Origin of the sequence: Streptococcus sp. 9.1(2021), assembly GCF_030466425.1 — a bacterium.
GTDB classification, from domain to species: domain Bacteria; phylum Bacillota; class Bacilli; order Lactobacillales; family Streptococcaceae; genus Streptococcus; species Streptococcus wuxiensis.
The window spans coordinates 221,171-240,907 of sequence record NZ_JAGQFU010000001.1; the positions used below are offsets into that span (position 1 = coordinate 221,171).

A 19,737-nucleotide genomic window follows, 5' to 3' on the forward strand; every position below is an offset into this window, starting at 1 on the left:
AGCAAATAAAAAACCAACGAATGAATCGTTGGTCTAGGGGGAATTTAGGATGCTCCGTTATTAGCGCTAACTCCTGCTTCAGTAGTTGGAGTATTTGATGAAGAATCAGATTGCTCATTTTTTTGAGAATTGTCATCTGATTTTGTATCTTCCTTCTTGCTAGGTGTTTGAACTTCTTCTTTTTGAGTTGTTTCTTGATTATTAGACTGACTTTGTGCAGGTGCATTGGATTCAGCGGGAGCTTCCTTTTGAACTTCCTTGATAATGGTTGTTTGTGTAGTCGTATCTTTATGATCCTTGTTTTTATCCAAAGCATTCATGATAGTGATACTAGCTGTAATCAAACCAAGGATACTGGCTAAAGTTGCAATTGTTTTTTGAAAGACGGTAAAGCCTTTTTTGATATGTTCAGTTTTAGGTTTTGATTTTCTGCGATAGTTAGACATAATTTCTCTCCTTTACCATGATTCATTATACCCAAAATCTTTAAAAAAAACTTAAATGAACCTGAACGGCATTTCTTGTCGCCTGAACTGTTTCGTGTTACAATAGAAGGAGTGATTTTAGAAAGCGTGAGAAACAATGATTTACTTTGATAATTCGGCTACGACCAAGCCTTATCCTGAAGTACTTGAAACTTACATGCAGGTGTCTGCAAAAATTATTGGTAACCCATCGAGCCTTCATCGTTTGGGTGATCAGTCTACCAGAATTTTAGAAGCTTCTCGTCAGCAGATTGCAGATTTAATTGGTAAGAAAAGCGAAGAAATCTTCTTTACCTCTGGTGGTACCGAAGGAGATAACTGGGTTATCAAAGGTGTAGCTTTTGAAAAAGCTCAGTTTGGTAAACACATCATCGTGTCAGAAATTGAGCATCCAGCGGTTAAGGAGTCTGCTCTTTGGCTTCAGACTCAAGGATTTGAGGTGGATTTTGCACCAGTAGATGAAAAAGGATTTGTAGATGTAGCTGCTTTAGAAAATCTACTTCGTCCTGATACAACGCTAGTCTCTATCATGGCAGTCAACAATGAAATCGGCTCAATCCAGCCTATTGAAGCTATTTCAGAACTTTTGGCAGATAAGCCAACGATTTCCTTCCATGTTGATGCGGTTCAAGCTTTAGCTAAGATTCCGACAGAAAAGTATTTGACTGACCGAGTGGATTTTGCGACCTTCTCTAGTCATAAATTCCACGGAGTTCGTGGTGTTGGATTTGTCTATATCAAGTCTGGCAAGAAAATCACCCCCCTATTAACTGGCGGTGGCCAAGAGCGTGACTATCGTTCAACAACTGAAAATGTGGCTGGTATTGCTGCGACAGCCAAGGCCTTACGTTTGGCCATGGAAAAACTGGATTTGTTTACAAGCAAAACAAGTCAGATGAAGGCAGTCATCCGTCAAGCTCTACTCGAATATCCAGATGTTTTTGTTTTCTCAGGTGAGGAAGACTTTGCGCCTCATATTCTGACTTTTGGGATTAAGGGTGTCCGTGGGGAAGTCATCGTTCATGCATTTGAAGACTATGATATTTTCATTTCCACAACCTCTGCTTGCTCGTCAAAGGCAGGAAAACCTGCTGGTACCTTGATTGCCATGGGGGTTGAAAAAGATAAGGCCCAGTCAGCAGTACGCCTTAGCTTAGACCTAGAAAATGACATGAGTCAAGTTGAGCAATTTTTGACCAAACTAAAATTAATTTACAATCAAACTAGAAAAGTAAGATAGGAGCATTCATGCAATATTCAGAAATTATGATTCGCTACGGGGAACTTTCAACCAAAGGTAAAAACCGTATGCGTTTCATCAATAAACTACGTAATAATATCTCAGATGTTTTATCTATCTATCCTCAAGTCAAGGTAACTGCTGATCGCGACCGTGCCCATGCTTATCTTAATGGAGCCGACTATGCAGCAGTAGCTGAGTCTCTCAAACAGGTTTTTGGGATTCAAAACTTTTCTCCAGTATATAAGGTTGAAAAATCTGTAGAAGTTCTTGAATCTGCTGTCCAAGAGTTTATGCAGGACATCTATAAGGAAGGCATGACCTTTAAGATCTCTAGCAAACGTAGTGATCACAACTTTGAACTGGATAGTCGTGAACTCAACCAAGTTCTTGGTGGTGCTGTTTTTGAAGCCATTCCAAATATACAAGCCCAGATGAAAAATCCCGATATCAATCTGCAAGTGGAGATTCGTGAAGAGGCGGCTTATCTTTCCTATGAGACCATTCGTGGGGCTGGTGGTTTGCCAGTTGGCACTTCTGGGAAAGGTATGCTCATGTTGTCAGGGGGGATTGACTCTCCTGTAGCAGGTTATCTTGCTTTGAAACGTGGAGTAGATATCGAGGTTGTTCACTTTGCTAGTCCACCATATACTAGTCCAGGTGCCCTCAAGAAAGCTCAGGATTTAACCCGTAAATTGACTAAGTTCGGTGGGAATATCCAGTTTATCGAAGTGCCATTCACGGAGATTCAAGAAGAGATTAAGGCAAAGGCTCCAGAAGCTTATCTCATGACTCTGACTCGCCGCTTTATGATGCGCATTACAGACCGTATCCGTGAAGTGAGAAATGGTTTGGTCATCATCAATGGTGAAAGTCTTGGTCAGGTGGCAAGCCAAACCCTAGAAAGTATGCAGGCTATCAATGCCGTAACCAATACACCAATTATCCGTCCAGTTGTGACCATGGACAAGTTGGAAATCATAGATATCGCTCAGGAAATTGATACCTTTGAAATTTCTATCCAACCTTTTGAAGACTGCTGTACGATTTTTGCGCCTGATCGTCCGAAGACAAATCCTAAAATTAAGAATGCTGAACAGTATGAAACACGTATGGATGTTGAAGGATTGGTTGAGCGAGCAGTAGCAGGAATTATGATTACTGAAATTACCCCTCAAGCTGAGAAAGATGCGGTTGATGAGTTAATTGATGACCTCCTTTAATCAGAAAAACCAGAGGAAAAAATAAAATAAGTAAAAAAAGTTAGTTTATTGTCCTAAATTTGGACGGGAACTGACTTTTTTTCTATTTTTATGATATAATTAGGTAAAATTTTGAATATAGAGAGTTTTCTGACAATGAATCAATCCTACTTTTACCTGAAAATGCGAGAGCATAAACTCAAGGTTCCATACACAGGCAAGGACCGCCGTGTACGTGTTCTCCTCCCGAAAAACTACGAGAAAGACACGGATCGCACTTATCCGGTTGTTTATTTTCATGATGGTCAAAATGTCTTTTACAGTAAAGAATCCTATGTCGGTCATTCATGGAAGATCATTCCTACCATTAAACGGAATCCAGATATCAGCCGTATGATTGTAGTGGCTATTGATAATGATGGTCTAGGACGGATGAATGAGTATGCGGCATGGAAATTCCAGGAGTCTAATATTCCCGGTCAACAGTTTGGTGGTAAGGGAGTCGAGTACGCTGAGTTTGTCATGGAAGTGGTCAAACCCTTTATCGATGAAAACTATCGTACAAAATCAGACCGCAAGCACACTGCTATGGTTGGGTCTTCTCTAGGCGGCAATATTACTCAGTTTATTGGCTTGGAGTATCAGGATCAGATTGGGTGTTTGGGAGTGTTCTCATCAGCCAACTGGCTTCACCAAGAGGCCTTTGATCGCTATATGGAGCGTAAAAAACTATTACCTGACCAGCGTGTCTTCATCTATGTTGGAACGGAAGAGGCGGATGACACGGATAAGACCCTTATGGCTGGTAATATTAAGCAGGCCTATATTGACTCTTCTCTTAGCTATTATCATGATTTGATAGCAGGAGGAGTTGAGTTGGAAAATCTCTCTCTCAAGGTTCAGGCTGGAGCCATTCACCATGAAGTGCCATGGTCAGAAAATCTTCCAGCTTGCCTACGCTTTTTTGCAGAAAATTGGTAATTAGTATAAAGGAGACAGGATATGCATATTGAACATCTTAGCCACTGGAGTGGTCATCTTAACCGTGAAATGTATGTCAATCGATACGGACATGGAGGCATCCCAGTTGTTGTCTTTGCTTCTTCTGGTGGTAGCCACAATGAATACTATGATTTTGGGATGATTGATGCTTGTGCATCCTTTATTGAAGAAGGCCGTGTTCAGTTCTTTACCCTTTCAAGTGTAGATAGTGAGAGCTGGCTTGCGACTTGGAAAAATAGTCATGATCAAGCTGAGATGCACCGTGCCTATGAACGATATGTGATTGAAGAAGCTATTCCTTTTATCAAGCACAAGACAGGCTGGTTTGACGGTATGATGACAACAGGGTGCTCTATGGGAGCCTATCACGCTTTGAATTTCTTCCTCCAGCATCCAGATGTCTTTACCAAGGTTATCGCCCTCAGTGGTGTCTATGATGCTCGTTTCTTTGTTGGAGATTACTACAACGATGATGCTATCTATCAAAATTCACCAGTAGACTATATCTGGAATCAAAATGATGGTTGGTTTATCGATCGTTACCGTCAGGCTGAGATTGTCATCTGTACAGGACTAGGTGCTTGGGAACAGGATGGCCTGCCTTCTTACTACAAGTTAAAAGAAGCCTTTGACCAAAAACAAATTCCTGCCTGGTTTGCAGAATGGGGGCACGATGTTGCCCATGACTGGGAATGGTGGCGCAAACAAATGCCTTATTTCCTCGGTCATATGAGTCTATAAAAGGAGTTGCTTATGAATTATCTTGTAATTTCACCCTATTACCCACAAAATTTTCAGCAATTTAGTATTGAGCTAGCCAATAAAGGAATCACAGTTCTAGGGATTGGGCAAGAACCCTACGAACAACTAGATGAACCATTACGCAATAGCTTGACGGAGTACTTCCGAGTTGATAATCTTGAAAATATCGATGAGGTTAAACGAGCAGTTGCCTTTCTTTTCTATAAGCATGGTCCAATTGACCGCATCGAATCTCATAATGAATACTGGCTAGAGTTGGATGCTGCTCTTCGTGAACAGTTCAATGTTTTTGGTGCCAAACCAGAAGACCTCAAGAAGACCAAGTTCAAGTCTGAAATGAAAAAACTCTTCCAAAAAACTGGAGTTCCAGTTGTGCCAGGTGCTGTCATTGAAACAGAAGCAGATGTTGACAAAGCTGTGAAAGAAATCGGTCTTCCCATGATTGCCAAACCTGATAATGGAGTTGGTGCAGCAGCAACCTTCAAACTTGAAACAGAAGATGATGTAAACCACTTTAAGGCTGAATGGGACCATTCAACAGTTTATTTCTTTGAAAAATTTGTTACCTCTAGTGAAATCTGTACCTTCGATGGTTTGGTGGATAGAGATGGGAATATTGTCTTTTCAACTACCTTTGACTATGCACATACACCCCTTGATCTCATGATTTACAAGATGGACAATTCTTATTATGTTCTTAAAGATATGGATCCGAAACTTGGCAAGTATGGTGAGGCTATCGTCAAGGAATTTGGTATGAAAGAACGTTTCTTCCATATCGAGTTCTTCCGTGAGGGTGATGATTATATTGCCATCGAGTACAATAACCGTCCTGCAGGTGGCTTTACCATTGATGTCTATAACTATGCTCATTCTTTAGATTTGTACAAGGGCTATGCTGCTATCGTTGCAGGTGAACCCTTCCCAGAGTCTCCGTTTGAAACCCAGTATTGCTTGGCAACATCTCGTCGCGCCAATGCCAACTATGTTTATTCAGAAGAAGATTTGCTGGCTAAATATGGAAACCAGTTCAAGGTCAAGAAAATTATGCCAGCAGCCTTTGCTGAATTGCAAGGAGACTATCTCTATATGCTAACGACACCAAGTCGTGAAGAAATGGAACAGATGATTAAGGACTTTGGTCAGCGCCAAGAATAATTAAAATTTGGACTTAACAAAGGACGTTTGTTAGGTCTTTTTTGTAGACTTGAAATAAAAGCGTTTTCCCCTTGGATTCTTTTAGAAAATCTGTTGCTAAAAGGTTTAAAAATTGATAGAATAGGGATTGTCTAAAAAATATTAAGGAGAATCTATCAATGGATTTCACATGGGCAGTCAAATATGCCACTGAATTTTTGGGAACAGCCATCTTGATTATCTTGGGAAATGGTGCAGTTGCCAACGTTGAACTTAAAGGTACGAAAGGTCACCAAAGTGGCTGGCTCGTTATCGCTGTTGGTTACGGTATGGGGGTTATGATCCCTGCTTTGATGTTTGGTAACGTTTCTGGTAACCACATCAACCCAGCCTTCACTCTTGGACTTGCAGTTAGCGGTCTCTTCCCTTGGGCACAAGTACCATTTTACATCATCGCACAAGTTTTGGGAGCAATCTTCGGACAAGCCTTGGTTGTTGCGACTCACCGTCCATACTACTTGAAGACGGAAAATCCAAATAACATCTTGGGATCTTTCTCAACGATTTCAAGTTTGGACCACGGTACAAAAGAATCACGTTATGCAGCAACTGTGAATGGATTTATCAATGAGTTTATTGGATCATTTGTTCTTTTCTTTGCAGCTCTTGGTTTGACAAAGAACTTCTTTGGTGCTGAATTGGTTGCTAAAGCACAAGCGTTGGTTAACGAACAAGTGGCACAAGCGACTGCTCAAGGTCAAACAATTCCTCAAGAACAAGTCACTGCATATCTTGAACAAGCAAAAACTCAAGTAGCTCCATTCTTGTCACCAGGTCTTGGTATCGCACACTTGGCACTTGGTTTCCTAGTAATGGCCTTGGTTACATCACTTGGTGGACCTTCAGGACCTGGTTTGAACCCAGCTCGTGACCTTGGACCACGTCTTCTTCACGCAGTACTTCCTAAATCAATCCTTGGTGAACACAAGGGTGATTCAAAATGGTGGTATGCTTGGGTACCAGTAGTAGCACCGATTGCTGCTGCTATTGCCGCTGTAGCACTCTTCAAATTACTTTACCTATAATATTTAAAAACTGGGTTTTCCCAGTTTTTTCTTTTTTGTACAGATGTGTCTTTTAGAATTAAAGGGTGAAATCGTCAGACTTTTTTCATTTTAAATCAAAAGATGTAAATATGGCAAAAATATGGTAAAATAGAGTATTAAGTAAACGTTAAAAAGGAATATTATGCGTAAAGAAATTGCACCTGAATTATACAATTACAATAAATTCCCTGGTCCAGAATTTCATCTATCTGGAGATAAAGTCGAGGCTGAAGGTTTCACCTTCAACTTGGTTGAAAATAGTAAGGAAGCCTTTGATGCAACAGCTTTTACTCAACGCTTTTCGGAAGTTCTAAACAAGTATGATTATATTGTAGGAGACTGGAGTAATGAACAGTTGCGCTTGCGAGGATTCTACAAAAATGAGCGAGCTGAAGAATCTCTCGAGAAAATCAGTCGTTTACAAGATTACCTACTCGAGTATTGTAGCTATGGTTGTGCCTATTTTGTTTTAGAAAACGAGACACCGAAACGAGCACCATTTGACCAAAAAATGCGCAAGAAAGAAGAGAAAGACAACCGTAAAGGGAAAAAGTCTTCTCAAAATAAGAAAAAAAATCATACAGACAAGAGAAATAGACGTCGCCGTAAAGAACAGAAACCTCAGAATGAAGAAAAGGGACAACGTCATTTCGTCATCCGTAAGAAAGACTAGAAAATAAGGAGAAAAGATGAAACCGTCGATTTATAGTTTAACTCGTCAAGGAATGCAAGAATGGGTCTTAGAGCAAGGAGAAAAGAAATTCCGAGCGGATCAAATCTGGGAATGGCTTTACCGTAAACGTGTTCAGACATTTGAAGAAATGACTAACTTGTCTAAGGATTTGATTGCCAAACTCAACGAGCAGTTTGTAGTCAATCCCTTGAAACAACGTATCGTTCAAGAGTCAGCCGATGGTACTGTGAAGTACCTCTTTGAGTTGCCAGACGGTATGTTGATTGAGACGGTGCTTATGCGCCAACACTACGGTTTATCAGTCTGTGTCACTACTCAGGTAGGATGTAATATCGGTTGTACCTTCTGTGCGTCAGGTTTGATCAAGAAGCAACGGGACCTCAATAACGGGGAAATTGTGGCTCAAATTATGCTTGTTCAAAAATATTTTGACGAACGTGGACAAGATGAACGTGTTAGCCATATCGTTGTTATGGGTATTGGAGAACCATTTGATAACTACAATAATGTTTTGAACTTTATCCGTACCATCAATGACGATAAGGGAATGGCAATTGGTGCTCGTCATATCACCGTATCAACCTCTGGCTTGGCTCATAAGATTCGTGAGTTTGCCAATGAAGGAGTCCAGGTCAACCTTGCTGTTTCTCTTCATGCTCCAAACAATGAACTGCGTTCAAGCATTATGAAGATTAACCGTGCCTTTCCAATTGAAAAACTCTTTGCAGCGATTGAATACTACATCGAAACAACCAACCGCCGTGTAACTTTTGAGTATATCATGCTTAATGAAGTCAATGACGGAGTCGAACAAGCACTTGAGTTGGCAGAATTGCTCAAGAATATTAAGAAATTGTCATATGTCAACTTGATTCCTTACAACCCTGTTAGTGAGCATGACCAATATAGTCGTAGTCCTAAAGAGCGCGTGATGGCTTTCTATGATACCCTTAAGAAAAAAGGAATCAACTGTGTCGTTCGTCAGGAACACGGAACTGATATCGATGCAGCATGTGGACAATTGCGTTCAAATACCATGAAGCGTGACCGCCAAAAAGCAGTAGCTGAAGTAAATCCATAAGATGAAACGAAAAAAATTACTAAGCTTGGGAGTTGTGCTATACAGTCTTTGTATCGTCTGTTTTTGCTTTACTCCCCAGCCTCAACTTCCTACAGGAGTGGAAACTCCAGGTATTCAAACTATTGGACGCCTGGTTTTTCTTTTGACGCCTTTTAACTCTTTTTGGAAACTGGGTGAAGTGACTAGCCTTCTGCAATTATTCTGGATATTTTTGCAAAATGCCTTAAATATCCTCTTGCTCTTCCCGCTGATTTTCCAACTTCTCTATCTCATGCCTGGTCTAAGAAATACTAAGAAAGTGATTTGGTTCAGTTTTTTACTAAGTTTAGGAATCGAATGTACACAATTAGTTTTAGATTTTTTCTTTGATTTTAATCGGGTCTTTGAGATTGATGATTTGTGGACCAATACTTTGGGTGGCTACCTAGCCTGGGTCCTTTATAAACTACTACATAAAAACAAGATAAGGAATTAAAATGAGTATCTTAGAAGTAAAAAATTTAAGTCACGGTTTTGGTGACCGTGCGATTTTTGAAGACGTGTCCTTCCGACTCCTAAAAGGGGAACACATCGGACTAGTTGGTGCTAACGGTGAAGGGAAATCAACCTTCATGAGCATTGTGACTGGTAAGTTGGTACCTGATGAAGGTAAGGTGGAATGGTCCAAATATGTGACAGCAGGATACCTGGACCAGCATGCAGTTCTCAAAGAAGGTCAAACTGTGCGTGATGTTTTGCGTACAGCCTTTGACGAATTATTCAAAGCCGAAGCTCGGATCAATGACCTTTATATGGAAATGGCAGAAGAGGGCGCTGATATTGATGCCCTAATGGAAGAAGTCGGCGAACTTCAGGACCGTTTGGAAAGTCGTGACTTCTATACCTTGGATGCTAAGATTGATGAAGTTGCGCGTGCTCTTGGTGTCATGGATTATGGTATGGATACGGACGTAACAGCCTTATCTGGTGGACAAAGAACCAAGGTACTCTTGGCCAAACTCCTCCTTGAAAAGCCAGATATCTTGCTTTTGGATGAGCCAACCAACTATCTAGATGCGGAGCATATTGACTGGCTCAAGCGTTATCTGCAGAACTATGAGAATGCCTTTGTCCTTATTTCGCACGATATTCCATTCCTCAATGATGTTATCAATATCGTATATCACGTTGAAAATCAACAGTTGACACGCTACTCTGGCGATTACTACCAGTTCCAAGAAGTCTATGCCATGAAGAAATCGCAGCTGGAAGCAGCCTATGAGCGTCAACAGAAAGAAATTGCTGATCTCAAGGATTTCGTAGCCCGTAATAAGGCGCGTGTTGCTACCCGTAATATGGCTATGTCTCGTCAGAAGAAATTGGATAAGATGGACATTATCGAACTTCAAAGTGAGAAACCAAAGCCGTCCTTTGATTTTAAACCAGCTCGTACACCTGGACGCTTTATCTTCCAAGCCAAAGACTTACAGATTGGTTACGACCGCCCACTTACAAAACCATTAAATCTTACCTTTGAGCGCAATCAAAAGGTTGCCATCATTGGTGCCAACGGTATCGGGAAAACAACCCTCTTGAAGTCTCTTTTGGGGATTATTCCGCCAATTGCTGGTGAAGTTGAACGCGGTGATTATCTAGAACTTGGCTACTTTGAGCAAGAAGTGGAAGGCGGCAATCGTCAGACACCTTTAGAAGCTGTTTGGAATGCCTTTCCAGCTCTCAACCAAGCAGAAGTTCGTGCAGCCCTTGCTCGCTGTGGTTTGACAACGAAGCACATCGAAAGCCAGATTCAAGTTCTATCAGGTGGAGAACAAGCCAAGGTTCGTTTCTGTCTCTTGATGAACCGTGAGAACAATGTCCTTGTTCTAGACGAGCCTACCAACCACTTGGATGTGGATGCCAAGGACGAACTCAAACGTGCTCTAAAAGAGTATAAGGGTTCTATCCTTATGGTCTGCCACGAACCAGACTTCTATGAAGGTTGGATGGATCAAATCTGGGATTTCAATGAACTAACATAAATAGCCATAAAAAAGCCAAGTCTATATGACTTGGCTTTTTTTACGAGGGTTACAAATAATAGAAGTCGTACTGCTATCAACTTGTTTTAGTATCAAAAATAACTAATTTGTTTGATTTCCTTCGATTACATCCTTTTCAAAGTGTCCCACACCATCTTCAACAACAAATGGGCAGGTAACTTCAACTTTCTTCTGTATTCTATTTTCATAATAACAATTAATGTTATAAATTCCATCGGAAAATGAGTTTTTTGGTAAAGATAAGACTCTTTCCTTAAAGGCGTTCACGGGACTAGCATTTTCTGCCTTTATATTCGAAAGGTCACAATCAAAATCGAGAGTAAGACCTTTGTTTTTCATGAGATCTTTTGTTGTGATATTATAAAAGCCAGCTGCGTCAGAATCTCCTTTTTCTCGATTGCTGACAGCCTGCGCCATAATTGCCACATAGTAGTTTTCTATTGGATATTTTCCAAATTTAAAACTAGAAGTTATTGGTGTCGCAAAGAGTTTATCTATTTTTTCAGCAGTAGCATTTTTGATACTGTCTTCTTCTTGTTGGAAATTCGGCCTTTCTTTGTATACATCTAGTAAGAAACTGAATTCATCTTGTTTGACAGTGTGAAACAGTGCCTTTTCTTTATCATTAAGAAGTGTTTCAAGATCTGTTCCTGAAAGAAGAAAGAAATTTGATAAATGTTCTCCACTTCTTCCTTGAATTTTTGCGGTAGTAGTTTCTTTTAAAATAGTTCCATCGGATAAATTTTCTGTATATGTCAGCTTGTAGGCTGTTCCATAAAATGCTTCAATCTCTCTGTGTTTATCAACTACTTCAACCTTTCCTTTAAGCCCAAGTGATTGAAATTCTTCAGCGAAAGAAGGAGTAGTGTGTTTAGTAGTGTGTTTAATTGATGGAGAAGTGATTATAACTAGTGCTATGATAGTGAGAAAAATGATCATCCCCCCAAAGATAAAGCCAGCTATGGTAGCATTATCTTTTTCTTGCCCTAGCTTTATTGTCTGATAAATAGCAATCATGATAATGATAGAGTATACAATACTTGCGCAAACTAGTAGTGGATAATTATCAATGTAATTAAGTGGAGCCCCCTTAAAACCTATTATTTGCATGAAAAATCCAATTGTAGCTAGAACTAACTGTACAGTAGAAGTCTTTTGAATCAACTCATTATCTTCGAGGGAGGCTTTTAATTTTGAGATATCTCTAAATATAATAATATTTCCTAGCAAAATTAGAGCAAGTGAGAAGAAAAATGCTGGCCACAAAATTATAAAGGCAAATCCTGCAGAGTCATAAATAATAGAATAAACAAAATTATAGATTAAGTATCCTATCAGGATAAGACTGAGCCGAGCTACACTAATTTTGTATGGTTTCATAGGAGAACCTCCTCGTTACTATTGACCAAATTATATCATATTTGAAACAAAAAAGAGAACGTTTACATAAAAGTGTAAATAAAAAAAGATAGGCCGAATGACCTATCTTTTTTTAATAGTTTAGATATTGTTCAATTTCGGATTTTTGGATTTCTTTACCGTAGTGACAAATCGGACAAGAAACGAAATAAGTTTTACCATAAGGAAAGAGTGGAATCCAATAAAGAGTGAACTTGCGTCCATATTCCGTAATTTCCCAAGTATCAACATTGTTACAATGGCCACATTCGATAGTAGTCTGTGTATGTCCCAACACTTTTTGGTAACCTTTTGACCCCCAAAATAGAATCATTTTTACATCTCCTTATAATTAATGATGTTATTGTTTACTGAAATCGTAGTCTTTAACAATTTCGATACTATCGATAGTGATAGCAGTAGTTGGTTTGTCTTTTTCGTCTTTTTCAGCCTTGGCGATTTTATCTACTACGTCCATCCCATCGATCACTTGTCCAAAGACGGGGTGTTTCCCATCAAGAGTTGGATTTCCACCTTCTTTGTAGGCTTCGATAATTTTCTTAGGATAGCTACTTGTAGGAAGTTTAGATGAATAGTCTGTTGTACTTTGGTTAATGAAGAATTGGCTACCATTTGAATTTGGTTGACCAGTATTGGCCATAGATAGAGAACCACGGATATTATAGAGATATGGAGAAATTTCGTTTTTGAAACCTGTTCCCTTGTCCTTGGTTTTATCCTTATCATGCCAGATAGATTCACCACCTGTTCCATCTCCCTTAGGATCCCCAGTTTGTACCATAAAGCCGTCAATTACACGGTGGAAAGTCACACCATTGTAGTAACCTTCTTTAGCATGAGTAAGGAAGTTTTCAACCGCAAGTGGAGCTAACTTAGGAAAGAGTTTGATACGAATATCACCTTGACTTGTGTGAAGGATAGCTTCAGCCTCATCTTCAGCTACTTCCTTAGAAAGTTGAGGGAAGTTAGCATTTTCGTTTGTTAAGGCGTCTTTCAAATCTTTTTCTGCTTGGGCAGCAGCTTTCGAACTCTCTTCAGCAGCAATTTTAGAATCCACGTAATCATCACCACGAAGTGCACGTTGGATGCTTGTGCATCCACCAATAGCAAAAGTTGAAATGAGTAGTAGTGTAGCTAATTTTTTCATATTAGTCCTTTCAAAAATCATTTTTACTATTGTACCGTAAAAGAAAGGGGATTTCAAATTTTCAATTAAGAATATTTATCTAACACATGTAACTTTATAGCTTTACTTACTCCATTTTGTTCATTAGAGTCAGTAACTGCTTTTGCACAAGTTTTGACATCTCTAGGAGCATTCCCCATGGCTATACCTAGCCCTGCGGTTTCAATCATGGGAATATCATTATAATTGTCACCGAGAGTCATAATTGAGGTAAGGGGAAGTTGATAGTAATTTGCTAATTCTAACAGAGCTTGTTTTTTGGATACTTGATTATGTGTAACTTCTAGATAGTTATCTTTAGAGAGATAGAAGTCGGTTTGAGGGAAATCTATTGAGGATAAGGTTTTTTGAAGTTTCTGTATGGTATCCGTATTATCTATCAGCAAAAGTTTATGAACAAGAGTTTTCTCGTCTCTTATAAAATCTGCTAAAGATGTAACTTTTGGACTTTCTCCAGTAATAGTTGCTTCGATTTCTACCCATTCATCAATAGTATTCACAAGCCAATCTTTTCCAGAATAAACATTTATAGAAACTGTCGGGAATTCTTTTTTCAAAAAGTCATGAAGTAAGAGCAATTCGCTTTTATCAATAGAATACTGACTTAGGATTTTATCTCCTAAACTGATGAGTGCTCCATTATAGCAGGCAATAGGACAGTCGGTGATGCCAAGTTCTTTAGAAATTGGAGCTATACCGAGAGGAGATCTAGCAGAAGCTAGAACAAAAGGAATATTACATTGTTTTAAAAGTGGCATCAGTTCTATCAAATAAGAATCTAATTGGTGATTTTTATCCAAAATAGTGCCGTCAATATCACTCATAATTAATTTAATTCTTGACATATTTTGCTCCTTTTTAAAATAGTATTGTTGTTCTACCATCTAAAGATTCTTGTATTTCTACATCAGGCTCTTTATCTGTAATCCAGTAATCAAAATCAGCTAGTTCAGAAAGTATAAAATGAGAGTGTTTGTTTATCTTTCCTGTTTCAGCTAACAAGACGCGAATTTTACTAGTTTTAAATGCTCTTTTTTTCATGAGAACATCTTCTTGATCCTCAAAACTAACTTGTCCGTCTGAAAGACTAGCAGCGCCAAAAAATGCTACATCAAATCTAATTCCCTCTAAAGTATTGGATTCTTCTAGTGAATAATAAAAACGATTCTGTCTATGAAATTTTCCACCGAGAATATGAAAATCGACATTTTCATTATTTCCTAAGATAAGTGCGTTATCTAATGAATGACTGAAAATAGTAACTTTTTTATCTATAATTTTTGCTAACTCAAGTATAGTGGTTGAAACATCAAAGAATATCAGTTGTGAATCAGAAATGAGTTGGGTAGCTAAATGAGCAATTTTCTCTTTTTCTTTAGAAGATTGTTCTGCTCTACCTTGAAAATCAAGAATCCTTTGCTTTTGAATTGGCAATAAACCTCCATGAGTTCTTCTTGCTCGTTTTTCCTTTGCGAGAATTGAAAAATCTCTACGGATGGTATCTTTGGAAACATGGAAATGGTCAACCATTTCTTTTGCTGACAGACTTCCTCTATCCTCTAAAAGTTTTATGATTTCTTCTAATCGTTGTTCTTGGTACATAGGAATTCCTCCTTTTTTTAATACTATACTCTTTTTATAAGCATTTGTCAATAATTATAATGATTTGTAAGTGTTTTAAAAAATTACAAAAAAATCAACCAGCTTTGGTTGATTAAAGATTCTTTTTAGGATGGAGGTCAATGATTACTTGATGGTCTTTGAGAGCTTGTTCACCTTTTGGAGTTAGTTTATAGCCACGAATCGAAAAGCGGTTAGCTAATTCTTCTTCTGAAAAATGATCATGAAGTGCTTGATTCAATTCGGTGGCCTTCATCTTGGAGAGTCCAGTAACACCCTTCTTTTTAAGGATACTCTTTTTCATAGTAGCATTTAGATGGTAAAGCGAGTCAAAGGCGGTTTCGATAATAGCATATCCTTTTTCAACAAGCGTATCTAAATGTTTTGGGATATCAATGCCATAAGAACTACTATATTTTAAAAGAGCATATTCTCAAAGGATTTTTCTTTTGGCTTCAATTCCTAATTAATCAATGAACTTAATGCTAGGTCTCGAAAAGAATTATGCTTCCTCTTTCTGTCTGAGTTCAAAGAGGTCTTCTACTTTCAGATTAAAAACTTGAGCAATTTTAAGAGCCATTTCCAGCGAAGGATTGTAACGGTTATTTTCCAAGTGAAGAATTGTCTCACGTCGCATGCCGATGAGGTCGGCTAACTCCTGCTGGGTCATGCCTGTGGACTCACGAACAGATTTGAGATTAGTAATAATATTGCTTTCTTTGGCCATGCTTATCCTCTCCGTTCCAAGATAAGATAGACAACCGCAAAGATGCAAATCAAGGCAGCTATGCTAAAAAATATCTGGCCCATGTAAAGAGTGAGAGACCCCATATACCCAATGATAACTGCTAGGATCATCAGTGCGCCTAGTATAAAAACAAACATCAAGCTAGCTGCCTTGGCTAAATTAGCATAAAAGCGTTCGTCCGGAGTTTCCTTGACATTTTTCAAACAGAAAAAAGCAAATACAATCACTTCAATAACGAGGCCAATTCCCAAAATCCATTCTTTAATACCAGAACTTAAGCTTGGGGTCGCAACCCAAATTCCTAATGTATAAAAAATACTTGCTGCAAACAAAAGTATCGTGTAAAGCTTAGCAGACAAGTCAAAAATAATCTTCCCCTTTTCTTTCTGACTCTTATGAGGCCGTGGTTTCATATGTAGCCAGCTCCAAATAGCTATAATTTGACCTGACACTGAAATACCAGTAATAACTAACTTGGGTCCCCAACTAAGATTAGAACCAAATAAAACAATAAAATCAATAATGAGAGCTACGGCAATCATTGCAATGAGGCCACGCATTTTTTGACTTTTTTTCATGATAGACTCCTTTTTTGTGTTATAAATATATAACATTTAAATGTTATGTTATAAATATATCACACTTAAATTTAGAAAGCAAGAATTTTATGTGTCAATGTGGTAATTATTTGAAAAAATTTTTTAATTAAAGACCTCGCTAGTCAAACAACTAAAGAATTCTTTGAAGCAATGCATCGGATTTGGTTTGGATAGTTTCGTTAATAATATTTGATGATAAAGAATTTTTGGAAAATCTAGATACTGTATGAATCTCTACTTTTTTTCTTAGACTGTTATAAAGTCTGTCAGAATAAGCTTTGTAGGTGTAGAAGTTACTTTTTTCTTTCTAATTTATCCCTATTAGTCTAAAAAATTTAAAAATTTTAAAGTCTGTCAAGTTTTTTTCTTGACACCGCTCAGAAATCTGCTATAATAGAACATGTGCTAAATAGCTAAGCTATTTCACCGAAATAAAAAATAAAAGAAAAGAGATATTAAAAATGGCAGTAAAAATCCGTTTGACTCGTATGGGTTCTAAGAAAAAACCTTTCTACCGTATTAACGTAGCAGATTCACGTTCACCACGTGACGGACGTTTCATCGAAACAGTTGGAACTTACAACCCACTTGTTGAAGAAAACCAAGTAACTTTGAAAGAAGACCGTATTTTGGCATGGTTGGCTGATGGAGCTCAACCTTCAGATACAGTTCGCAACATTCTTTCAAAAGAAGGCGTATTGAAGAAATTCCACGATTCTAAATTCTCAAAATAAGTTTAAAGTAGGTTGACAGATGGATACGATTGAAAATCTCATTATTGCAATTGTGAAACCTTTGATTTCACAACCAGATGCCTTAACTATCAAGATTGAAGATACACCAGAATTTTTGGAATATCATTTGGATCTTGACCAGAGCGATGTGGGTCGTGTAATCGGTCGTAAGGGTCGCACTATTTCTGCGATAAGAACGATTGTCTACTCTGTCCCAACTGAAGACAAAAAAGTAAGAATCGTTATTGACGAAAAATAAAAAAAGCGGGACATGGTCTCGCTTTTTTTGTAAGGAGAAGGATATGAAGGATTTAACAGTTAGACAACTAGAGGGATACTTACTTGACCATTATCAACAATCTAGAACAGAAGAAGGACTTTTTATAAAACTAGTTGAAGAAGTTGGAGAAGTCGCTGAGGTTTTAAATGGACGTTCAGGTAGAAAAGAGGGTGTCCAAGATTCAAACGAGGAATTGGCAAAGGAGTTGGCAGATATCATTCACTACACAGTGGCAATTGCAGCTATCAACGATATTGACCTAACGAAGACCATTTTTGAAAAAGACAAAAAGGCATCCATCAAGTATCAGCATGTACAAGATTTGGAAAGCTTTTTAGATAAAAACCTTCCATAGTTCTCCTTTTCTCCAACTTGTGAAAATCCCTGTAACATGATAAAATAAAGGGAGAAACAGATACAGGAGATCAAATGAACTATTTTAACGTTGGGAAAATTGTCAATACTCAGGGCTTGCAGGGTGAGATGCGAGTCTTGTCAGTGACAGATTTTACTGAAGAACGCTTTAAAAAAGGGGCAGAACTTGCCTTATTTGATGAAAAAGATCAATTTGTGCGAACAGTGGTTATCGCTAGCCATCGTAAGCACAAAAACTTCGATATCATTAAGTTCAAGGATATGTACCATATCAATGATATCGAAAAATATAAGGGGCACAGTCTGAAGGTTGCTGAGGAGAATCTCAATGAACTTGATGATGGTGAGTTTTACTACCACGAGATTATCGGTTTAGAAGTCTATGAGGGAGATAACTTGATTGGAACCATCAAGGAAATCCTTCAGCCAGGTGCCAATGATGTCTGGGTGGTCAAACGTAAAGGCAAACGTGACCTGCTCTTACCCTATATTCCGCCTGTTGTCCTTAATATAGATATTCCTAATAACCGTGTGGATGTTGAACTCTTGGAAGGGTTAGACGATGAAGATTGATATTTTAACCCTTTTTCCAGAAATGTTCACACCCTTAGAACATTCCATCGTTGGAAAGGCTCGAGAAAAAGGACTCTTAGATATCCACTACCATAATTTTCGTGACTACGCTGAAAAGGCCCGTCATGTTGACGATGAACCTTACGGTGGTGGTCAAGGGATGTTGCTAAGAGCGCAACCCATCTTTGACGCCTTTGATGCCATTGAAAAAAAGAATCCGCGCGTGATTCTATTGGATCCAGCCGGTAAGCAGTTTGACCAGGCTTATGCGGAAGATTTAGCGCAAGAAGAAGAGCTTATCTTTATTTGTGGGCACTACGAGGGTTATGATGAACGGATTAAGACCTTGGTAACAGATGAGATATCTCTTGGAGATTATGTCTTGACTGGTGGAGAACTAGCAGCGATGACCATGATTGATGCGACGGTTCGCTTGATTCCAGAAGTTATCGGGAAGGAAGCAAGTCACCAGGATGATAGCTTTTCATCAGGACTCTTGGAATATCCTCAGTACACAAGACCTTACGATTTTCGTGGTATGTTAGTTCCGGATGTGCTTATGAGTGGACACCATGAAAACATCCGTCAATGGCGACTCTATGAGAGCCTCAAGAAAACCTACCAGCGCAGACCTGATTTGCTGGAACATTATCAGTTGACAGCAGAAGAAGAGAAAATGTTAGCAGAAATTAAAGAAAATAACAATTAAAAGGAGAACCCTATGCAAGTAATTAAACGTGATGGACAAGTCGCTGATTTTGATCCAGATAAAATCTACCAAGCCATCCTTAAGGCAGCTCAAACAGTCTATGTATTGACGGACGATTTGCGTCAAAATCTAGCTCAAGTTACAAAAAAAGTTGTTTTGGATTTAGAAGAAGCAAAAGTAGAACGTGCGACTATCAGTATGATTCAATCAATGGTTGAGCACCGCTTACTTGGTGCTGGCTACATTACAATCGCAGAACACTATATCTCTTACCGTTTGCAACGTGATTTGGAGAGAAGTGGTTACGGCGACCACATCGCTGTTCACCTTCATTTTGAACAAATTCGTTAATAGAAAAAGAGTGAGATGATAAAAGCATCTCACTCTTTCTTAAATCTTCTTTTTTGGGCCGTTTGGATAGTAGAAGGAACGAAAGTTACTCTTCGAATATCCGACACTCGAATAATACGGCTAACGTTTTTGGCGAAATTTTTAACAATAATTTGTTGGCGGTCAGTATCATACTTGATAATATCACCTGTAAAACTCGTTTCCGCAAAGATGATATGTACAGCCTTTTTTTTGGCTAGGGCTTCTTCAAGTCTAGCAATGAGGGGATCGCTTTTCTCAGGAATGGAATCTTCATGACCATTCACAAAATCATGGACTTTTTGTAAAGCTTGTTTCAAGAAATCTTTCATTCCGGCCTCCCTTCTTTACATCATTATATAAAAATTTTATGAAAT

Annotated in this window: 26 protein-coding genes; 16 read left to right on the plus strand and 10 right to left on the minus strand. The window is 38.6% G+C overall.

The genetic code is table 11. From position 1 onward, the window contains the following. Window positions 1-44 precede the first annotated feature (44 nt). Window positions 45-446 carry a DUF6556 family protein gene (locus tag KBU52_RS01040; RefSeq protein ID WP_195184245.1) on the minus strand — a complete coding sequence of 134 codons (402 nt, stop codon included), beginning with the start codon at window positions 444-446 and terminating at the stop codon, window positions 45-47. 136 nt (window positions 447-582) lie between these two features. On the opposite strand from KBU52_RS01040, the gene KBU52_RS01045 reads away from it, so the two are divergent. From KBU52_RS01045 to KBU52_RS01090, 10 genes are all read left to right on the plus strand, one after another. Continuing rightward, window positions 583-1,725 carry a cysteine desulfurase family protein gene (locus KBU52_RS01045; RefSeq protein ID WP_254724031.1) on the plus strand — a complete coding sequence of 381 codons (1,143 nt, stop codon included), beginning with the start codon at window positions 583-585 and terminating at the stop codon, window positions 1,723-1,725. Between the two features lie 8 nt (window positions 1,726-1,733). Continuing rightward, on the plus strand, window positions 1,734-2,948 hold the full coding sequence (thiI, locus tag KBU52_RS01050) for a tRNA uracil 4-sulfurtransferase ThiI (protein WP_254724032.1): 1,215 nt from the start codon (window positions 1,734-1,736) through the stop codon (window positions 2,946-2,948). A gap of 135 nt (window positions 2,949-3,083) precedes the next feature. Next, complete coding sequence (locus KBU52_RS01055; RefSeq protein ID WP_223332790.1) at window positions 3,084-3,908, plus strand: alpha/beta hydrolase; 825 nt, start codon at window positions 3,084-3,086, stop codon at window positions 3,906-3,908. A gap of 21 nt (window positions 3,909-3,929) precedes the next feature. Continuing rightward, window positions 3,930-4,670 (plus strand): esterase family protein, encoded by a 741-nt coding sequence (locus tag KBU52_RS01060; RefSeq protein ID WP_075567841.1) that lies wholly within the window; start codon window positions 3,930-3,932, stop codon window positions 4,668-4,670. 12 nt (window positions 4,671-4,682) lie between these two features. Further along, the gene (locus tag KBU52_RS01065) at window positions 4,683-5,849 is read left to right on the plus strand and encodes an acetyl-CoA carboxylase biotin carboxylase subunit family protein (RefSeq protein WP_254724033.1); all 1,167 of its coding nucleotides are present in this window, start codon (window positions 4,683-4,685) and stop codon (window positions 5,847-5,849) included. Between the two features lie 158 nt (window positions 5,850-6,007). Beyond that, complete coding sequence (gla, locus tag KBU52_RS01070; RefSeq protein WP_254724034.1) at window positions 6,008-6,913, plus strand: aquaglyceroporin Gla; 906 nt, start codon at window positions 6,008-6,010, stop codon at window positions 6,911-6,913. Between the two features lie 163 nt (window positions 6,914-7,076). Next, window positions 7,077-7,607: a YutD family protein gene (locus KBU52_RS01075; RefSeq protein ID WP_254724035.1), complete on the plus strand. Its 531-nt coding sequence runs from the start codon at window positions 7,077-7,079 to the stop codon at window positions 7,605-7,607. A 16-nt stretch (window positions 7,608-7,623) separates the two neighbouring features. Further along, window positions 7,624-8,709 (plus strand): 23S rRNA (adenine(2503)-C(2))-methyltransferase RlmN, encoded by a 1,086-nt coding sequence (gene rlmN / locus KBU52_RS01080; RefSeq protein WP_006153426.1) that lies wholly within the window; start codon window positions 7,624-7,626, stop codon window positions 8,707-8,709. 1 nt (window position 8,710) lies between these two features. Further along, the gene (locus KBU52_RS01085; protein WP_254724036.1) at window positions 8,711-9,184 is read left to right on the plus strand and encodes a VanZ family protein; all 474 of its coding nucleotides are present in this window, start codon (window positions 8,711-8,713) and stop codon (window positions 9,182-9,184) included. Window position 9,185: 1 nt separating this feature from the next. Beyond that, complete coding sequence (locus KBU52_RS01090) at window positions 9,186-10,727, plus strand: ABC-F family ATP-binding cassette domain-containing protein (RefSeq protein WP_074324219.1); 1,542 nt, start codon at window positions 9,186-9,188, stop codon at window positions 10,725-10,727. A gap of 102 nt (window positions 10,728-10,829) precedes the next feature. Here KBU52_RS01090 and KBU52_RS01095 read toward each other — a convergent pair whose 3' ends face one another. The 8 genes from KBU52_RS01095 to KBU52_RS01130 form a co-directional block, all read right to left on the minus strand. Next, on the minus strand, window positions 10,830-12,128 hold the full coding sequence (locus KBU52_RS01095; RefSeq protein WP_254724037.1) for a hypothetical protein: 1,299 nt from the start codon (window positions 12,126-12,128) through the stop codon (window positions 10,830-10,832). Between the two features lie 112 nt (window positions 12,129-12,240). Beyond that, complete coding sequence (locus tag KBU52_RS01100) at window positions 12,241-12,480, minus strand: zinc-ribbon domain-containing protein (protein ID WP_004253050.1); 240 nt, start codon at window positions 12,478-12,480, stop codon at window positions 12,241-12,243. Between the two features lie 27 nt (window positions 12,481-12,507). Further along, window positions 12,508-13,314: a peptidylprolyl isomerase gene (locus tag KBU52_RS01105; protein WP_254724038.1), complete on the minus strand. Its 807-nt coding sequence runs from the start codon at window positions 13,312-13,314 to the stop codon at window positions 12,508-12,510. Between the two features lie 65 nt (window positions 13,315-13,379). Next, window positions 13,380-14,198, minus strand: coding sequence for a Cof-type HAD-IIB family hydrolase (locus KBU52_RS01110; RefSeq protein WP_004253054.1), 819 nt, complete (start codon window positions 14,196-14,198; stop codon window positions 13,380-13,382). Between the two features lie 13 nt (window positions 14,199-14,211). Next, complete coding sequence (locus tag KBU52_RS01115) at window positions 14,212-14,955, minus strand: DeoR/GlpR family DNA-binding transcription regulator (RefSeq protein WP_004253055.1); 744 nt, start codon at window positions 14,953-14,955, stop codon at window positions 14,212-14,214. 112 nt (window positions 14,956-15,067) lie between these two features. Then, a complete protein-coding gene (locus KBU52_RS01120; protein ID WP_004253056.1) occupies window positions 15,068-15,277 on the minus strand; it encodes a hypothetical protein in 210 nt (69 codons plus the stop codon). 198 nt (window positions 15,278-15,475) lie between these two features. Further along, a complete protein-coding gene (locus KBU52_RS01125) occupies window positions 15,476-15,700 on the minus strand; it encodes a helix-turn-helix transcriptional regulator (protein ID WP_042769224.1) in 225 nt (74 codons plus the stop codon). Window positions 15,701-15,702: 2 nt separating this feature from the next. After that, window positions 15,703-16,299 carry a DUF3796 domain-containing protein gene (locus tag KBU52_RS01130; RefSeq protein ID WP_254724039.1) on the minus strand — a complete coding sequence of 199 codons (597 nt, stop codon included), beginning with the start codon at window positions 16,297-16,299 and terminating at the stop codon, window positions 15,703-15,705. A gap of 482 nt (window positions 16,300-16,781) precedes the next feature. On the opposite strand from KBU52_RS01130, the gene rpsP reads away from it, so the two are divergent. The 6 genes from rpsP to KBU52_RS01160 all read left to right on the plus strand — a co-directional run bounded on the left by rpsP (window position 16,782) and on the right by KBU52_RS01160 (window position 19,342). Then, a complete protein-coding gene (gene rpsP, locus KBU52_RS01135) occupies window positions 16,782-17,054 on the plus strand; it encodes a 30S ribosomal protein S16 (protein WP_004253064.1) in 273 nt (90 codons plus the stop codon). A 19-nt stretch (window positions 17,055-17,073) separates the two neighbouring features. Continuing rightward, window positions 17,074-17,313 carry an RNA-binding protein KphA gene (gene kphA / locus KBU52_RS01140; RefSeq protein WP_000379617.1) on the plus strand — a complete coding sequence of 80 codons (240 nt, stop codon included), beginning with the start codon at window positions 17,074-17,076 and terminating at the stop codon, window positions 17,311-17,313. A gap of 43 nt (window positions 17,314-17,356) precedes the next feature. Then, window positions 17,357-17,689 (plus strand): MazG nucleotide pyrophosphohydrolase domain-containing protein, encoded by a 333-nt coding sequence (locus KBU52_RS01145; protein WP_254724040.1) that lies wholly within the window; start codon window positions 17,357-17,359, stop codon window positions 17,687-17,689. Between the two features lie 74 nt (window positions 17,690-17,763). Further along, entirely contained in the window at window positions 17,764-18,282 is a 519-nt protein-coding gene (rimM, locus tag KBU52_RS01150; protein ID WP_254724041.1) for a ribosome maturation factor RimM, read from the plus strand. Further along, window positions 18,272-18,991, plus strand: a complete 720-nt coding sequence (trmD, locus tag KBU52_RS01155) for a tRNA (guanosine(37)-N1)-methyltransferase TrmD (protein ID WP_254724042.1) — start codon at window positions 18,272-18,274, stop codon at window positions 18,989-18,991. Before rimM ends, trmD begins: the two co-directional genes overlap by 11 nt. 12 nt (window positions 18,992-19,003) lie before the next feature. Then, window positions 19,004-19,342, plus strand: a complete 339-nt coding sequence (locus KBU52_RS01160; RefSeq protein WP_004253071.1) for an ATP cone domain-containing protein — start codon at window positions 19,004-19,006, stop codon at window positions 19,340-19,342. Window positions 19,343-19,371: 29 nt separating this feature from the next. Here the strand turns inward: KBU52_RS01160 and KBU52_RS01165 are convergent, their stop codons facing one another. Beyond that, window positions 19,372-19,692 carry a hypothetical protein gene (locus tag KBU52_RS01165; protein WP_036754204.1) on the minus strand — a complete coding sequence of 107 codons (321 nt, stop codon included), beginning with the start codon at window positions 19,690-19,692 and terminating at the stop codon, window positions 19,372-19,374. Between the last annotated feature and the right edge of the window lie 45 nt (window positions 19,693-19,737).

Bases quoted from the DNA above. Each gene is read 5' to 3' on its own strand.
- KBU52_RS01160 (WP_004253071.1), top strand. From the start codon at position 19,004: ATGCAAGTAATTAAACGTGATGGACAAGTCGCTGATTTTGATCCAGAT.
- kphA (WP_000379617.1), top strand. From the start codon at position 17,074: ATGGATACGATTGAAAATCTCATTATTGCAATTGTGAAACCTTTGATT.
- KBU52_RS01075 (WP_254724035.1), top strand. From the start codon at position 7,077: ATGCGTAAAGAAATTGCACCTGAATTATACAATTACAATAAATTCCCT.
- KBU52_RS01100 (WP_004253050.1), bottom strand. From the start codon at position 12,480: ATGATTCTATTTTGGGGGTCAAAAGGTTACCAAAAAGTGTTGGGACAT.
- KBU52_RS01060 (WP_075567841.1), top strand. From the start codon at position 3,930: ATGCATATTGAACATCTTAGCCACTGGAGTGGTCATCTTAACCGTGAA.
- KBU52_RS01105 (WP_254724038.1), bottom strand. From the start codon at position 13,314: ATGAAAAAATTAGCTACACTACTACTCATTTCAACTTTTGCTATTGGT.
- gla (WP_254724034.1), top strand. From the start codon at position 6,008: ATGGATTTCACATGGGCAGTCAAATATGCCACTGAATTTTTGGGAACA.
- KBU52_RS01115 (WP_004253055.1), bottom strand. From the start codon at position 14,955: ATGTACCAAGAACAACGATTAGAAGAAATCATAAAACTTTTAGAGGAT.
- KBU52_RS01125 (WP_042769224.1), bottom strand. From the start codon at position 15,700: ATGGCCAAAGAAAGCAATATTATTACTAATCTCAAATCTGTTCGTGAG.
- rimM (WP_254724041.1), top strand. From the start codon at position 17,764: ATGAACTATTTTAACGTTGGGAAAATTGTCAATACTCAGGGCTTGCAG.
- KBU52_RS01055 (WP_223332790.1), top strand. From the start codon at position 3,084: ATGAATCAATCCTACTTTTACCTGAAAATGCGAGAGCATAAACTCAAG.
- rpsP (WP_004253064.1), top strand. From the start codon at position 16,782: ATGGCAGTAAAAATCCGTTTGACTCGTATGGGTTCTAAGAAAAAACCT.
- KBU52_RS01065 (WP_254724033.1), top strand. From the start codon at position 4,683: ATGAATTATCTTGTAATTTCACCCTATTACCCACAAAATTTTCAGCAA.
- KBU52_RS01165 (WP_036754204.1), bottom strand. From the start codon at position 19,692: ATGAAAGATTTCTTGAAACAAGCTTTACAAAAAGTCCATGATTTTGTG.
- KBU52_RS01090 (WP_074324219.1), top strand. From the start codon at position 9,186: ATGAGTATCTTAGAAGTAAAAAATTTAAGTCACGGTTTTGGTGACCGT.
- KBU52_RS01085 (WP_254724036.1), top strand. From the start codon at position 8,711: ATGAAACGAAAAAAATTACTAAGCTTGGGAGTTGTGCTATACAGTCTT.
- KBU52_RS01145 (WP_254724040.1), top strand. From the start codon at position 17,357: ATGAAGGATTTAACAGTTAGACAACTAGAGGGATACTTACTTGACCAT.
- KBU52_RS01130 (WP_254724039.1), bottom strand. From the start codon at position 16,299: ATGAAAAAAAGTCAAAAAATGCGTGGCCTCATTGCAATGATTGCCGTA.
- trmD (WP_254724042.1), top strand. From the start codon at position 18,272: ATGAAGATTGATATTTTAACCCTTTTTCCAGAAATGTTCACACCCTTA.
- KBU52_RS01120 (WP_004253056.1), bottom strand. From the start codon at position 15,277: ATGAAAAAGAGTATCCTTAAAAAGAAGGGTGTTACTGGACTCTCCAAG.
- rlmN (WP_006153426.1), top strand. From the start codon at position 7,624: ATGAAACCGTCGATTTATAGTTTAACTCGTCAAGGAATGCAAGAATGG.
- KBU52_RS01040 (WP_195184245.1), bottom strand. From the start codon at position 446: ATGTCTAACTATCGCAGAAAATCAAAACCTAAAACTGAACATATCAAA.
- KBU52_RS01110 (WP_004253054.1), bottom strand. From the start codon at position 14,198: ATGTCAAGAATTAAATTAATTATGAGTGATATTGACGGCACTATTTTG.
- KBU52_RS01045 (WP_254724031.1), top strand. From the start codon at position 583: ATGATTTACTTTGATAATTCGGCTACGACCAAGCCTTATCCTGAAGTA.
- thiI (WP_254724032.1), top strand. From the start codon at position 1,734: ATGCAATATTCAGAAATTATGATTCGCTACGGGGAACTTTCAACCAAA.
- KBU52_RS01095 (WP_254724037.1), bottom strand. From the start codon at position 12,128: ATGAAACCATACAAAATTAGTGTAGCTCGGCTCAGTCTTATCCTGATA.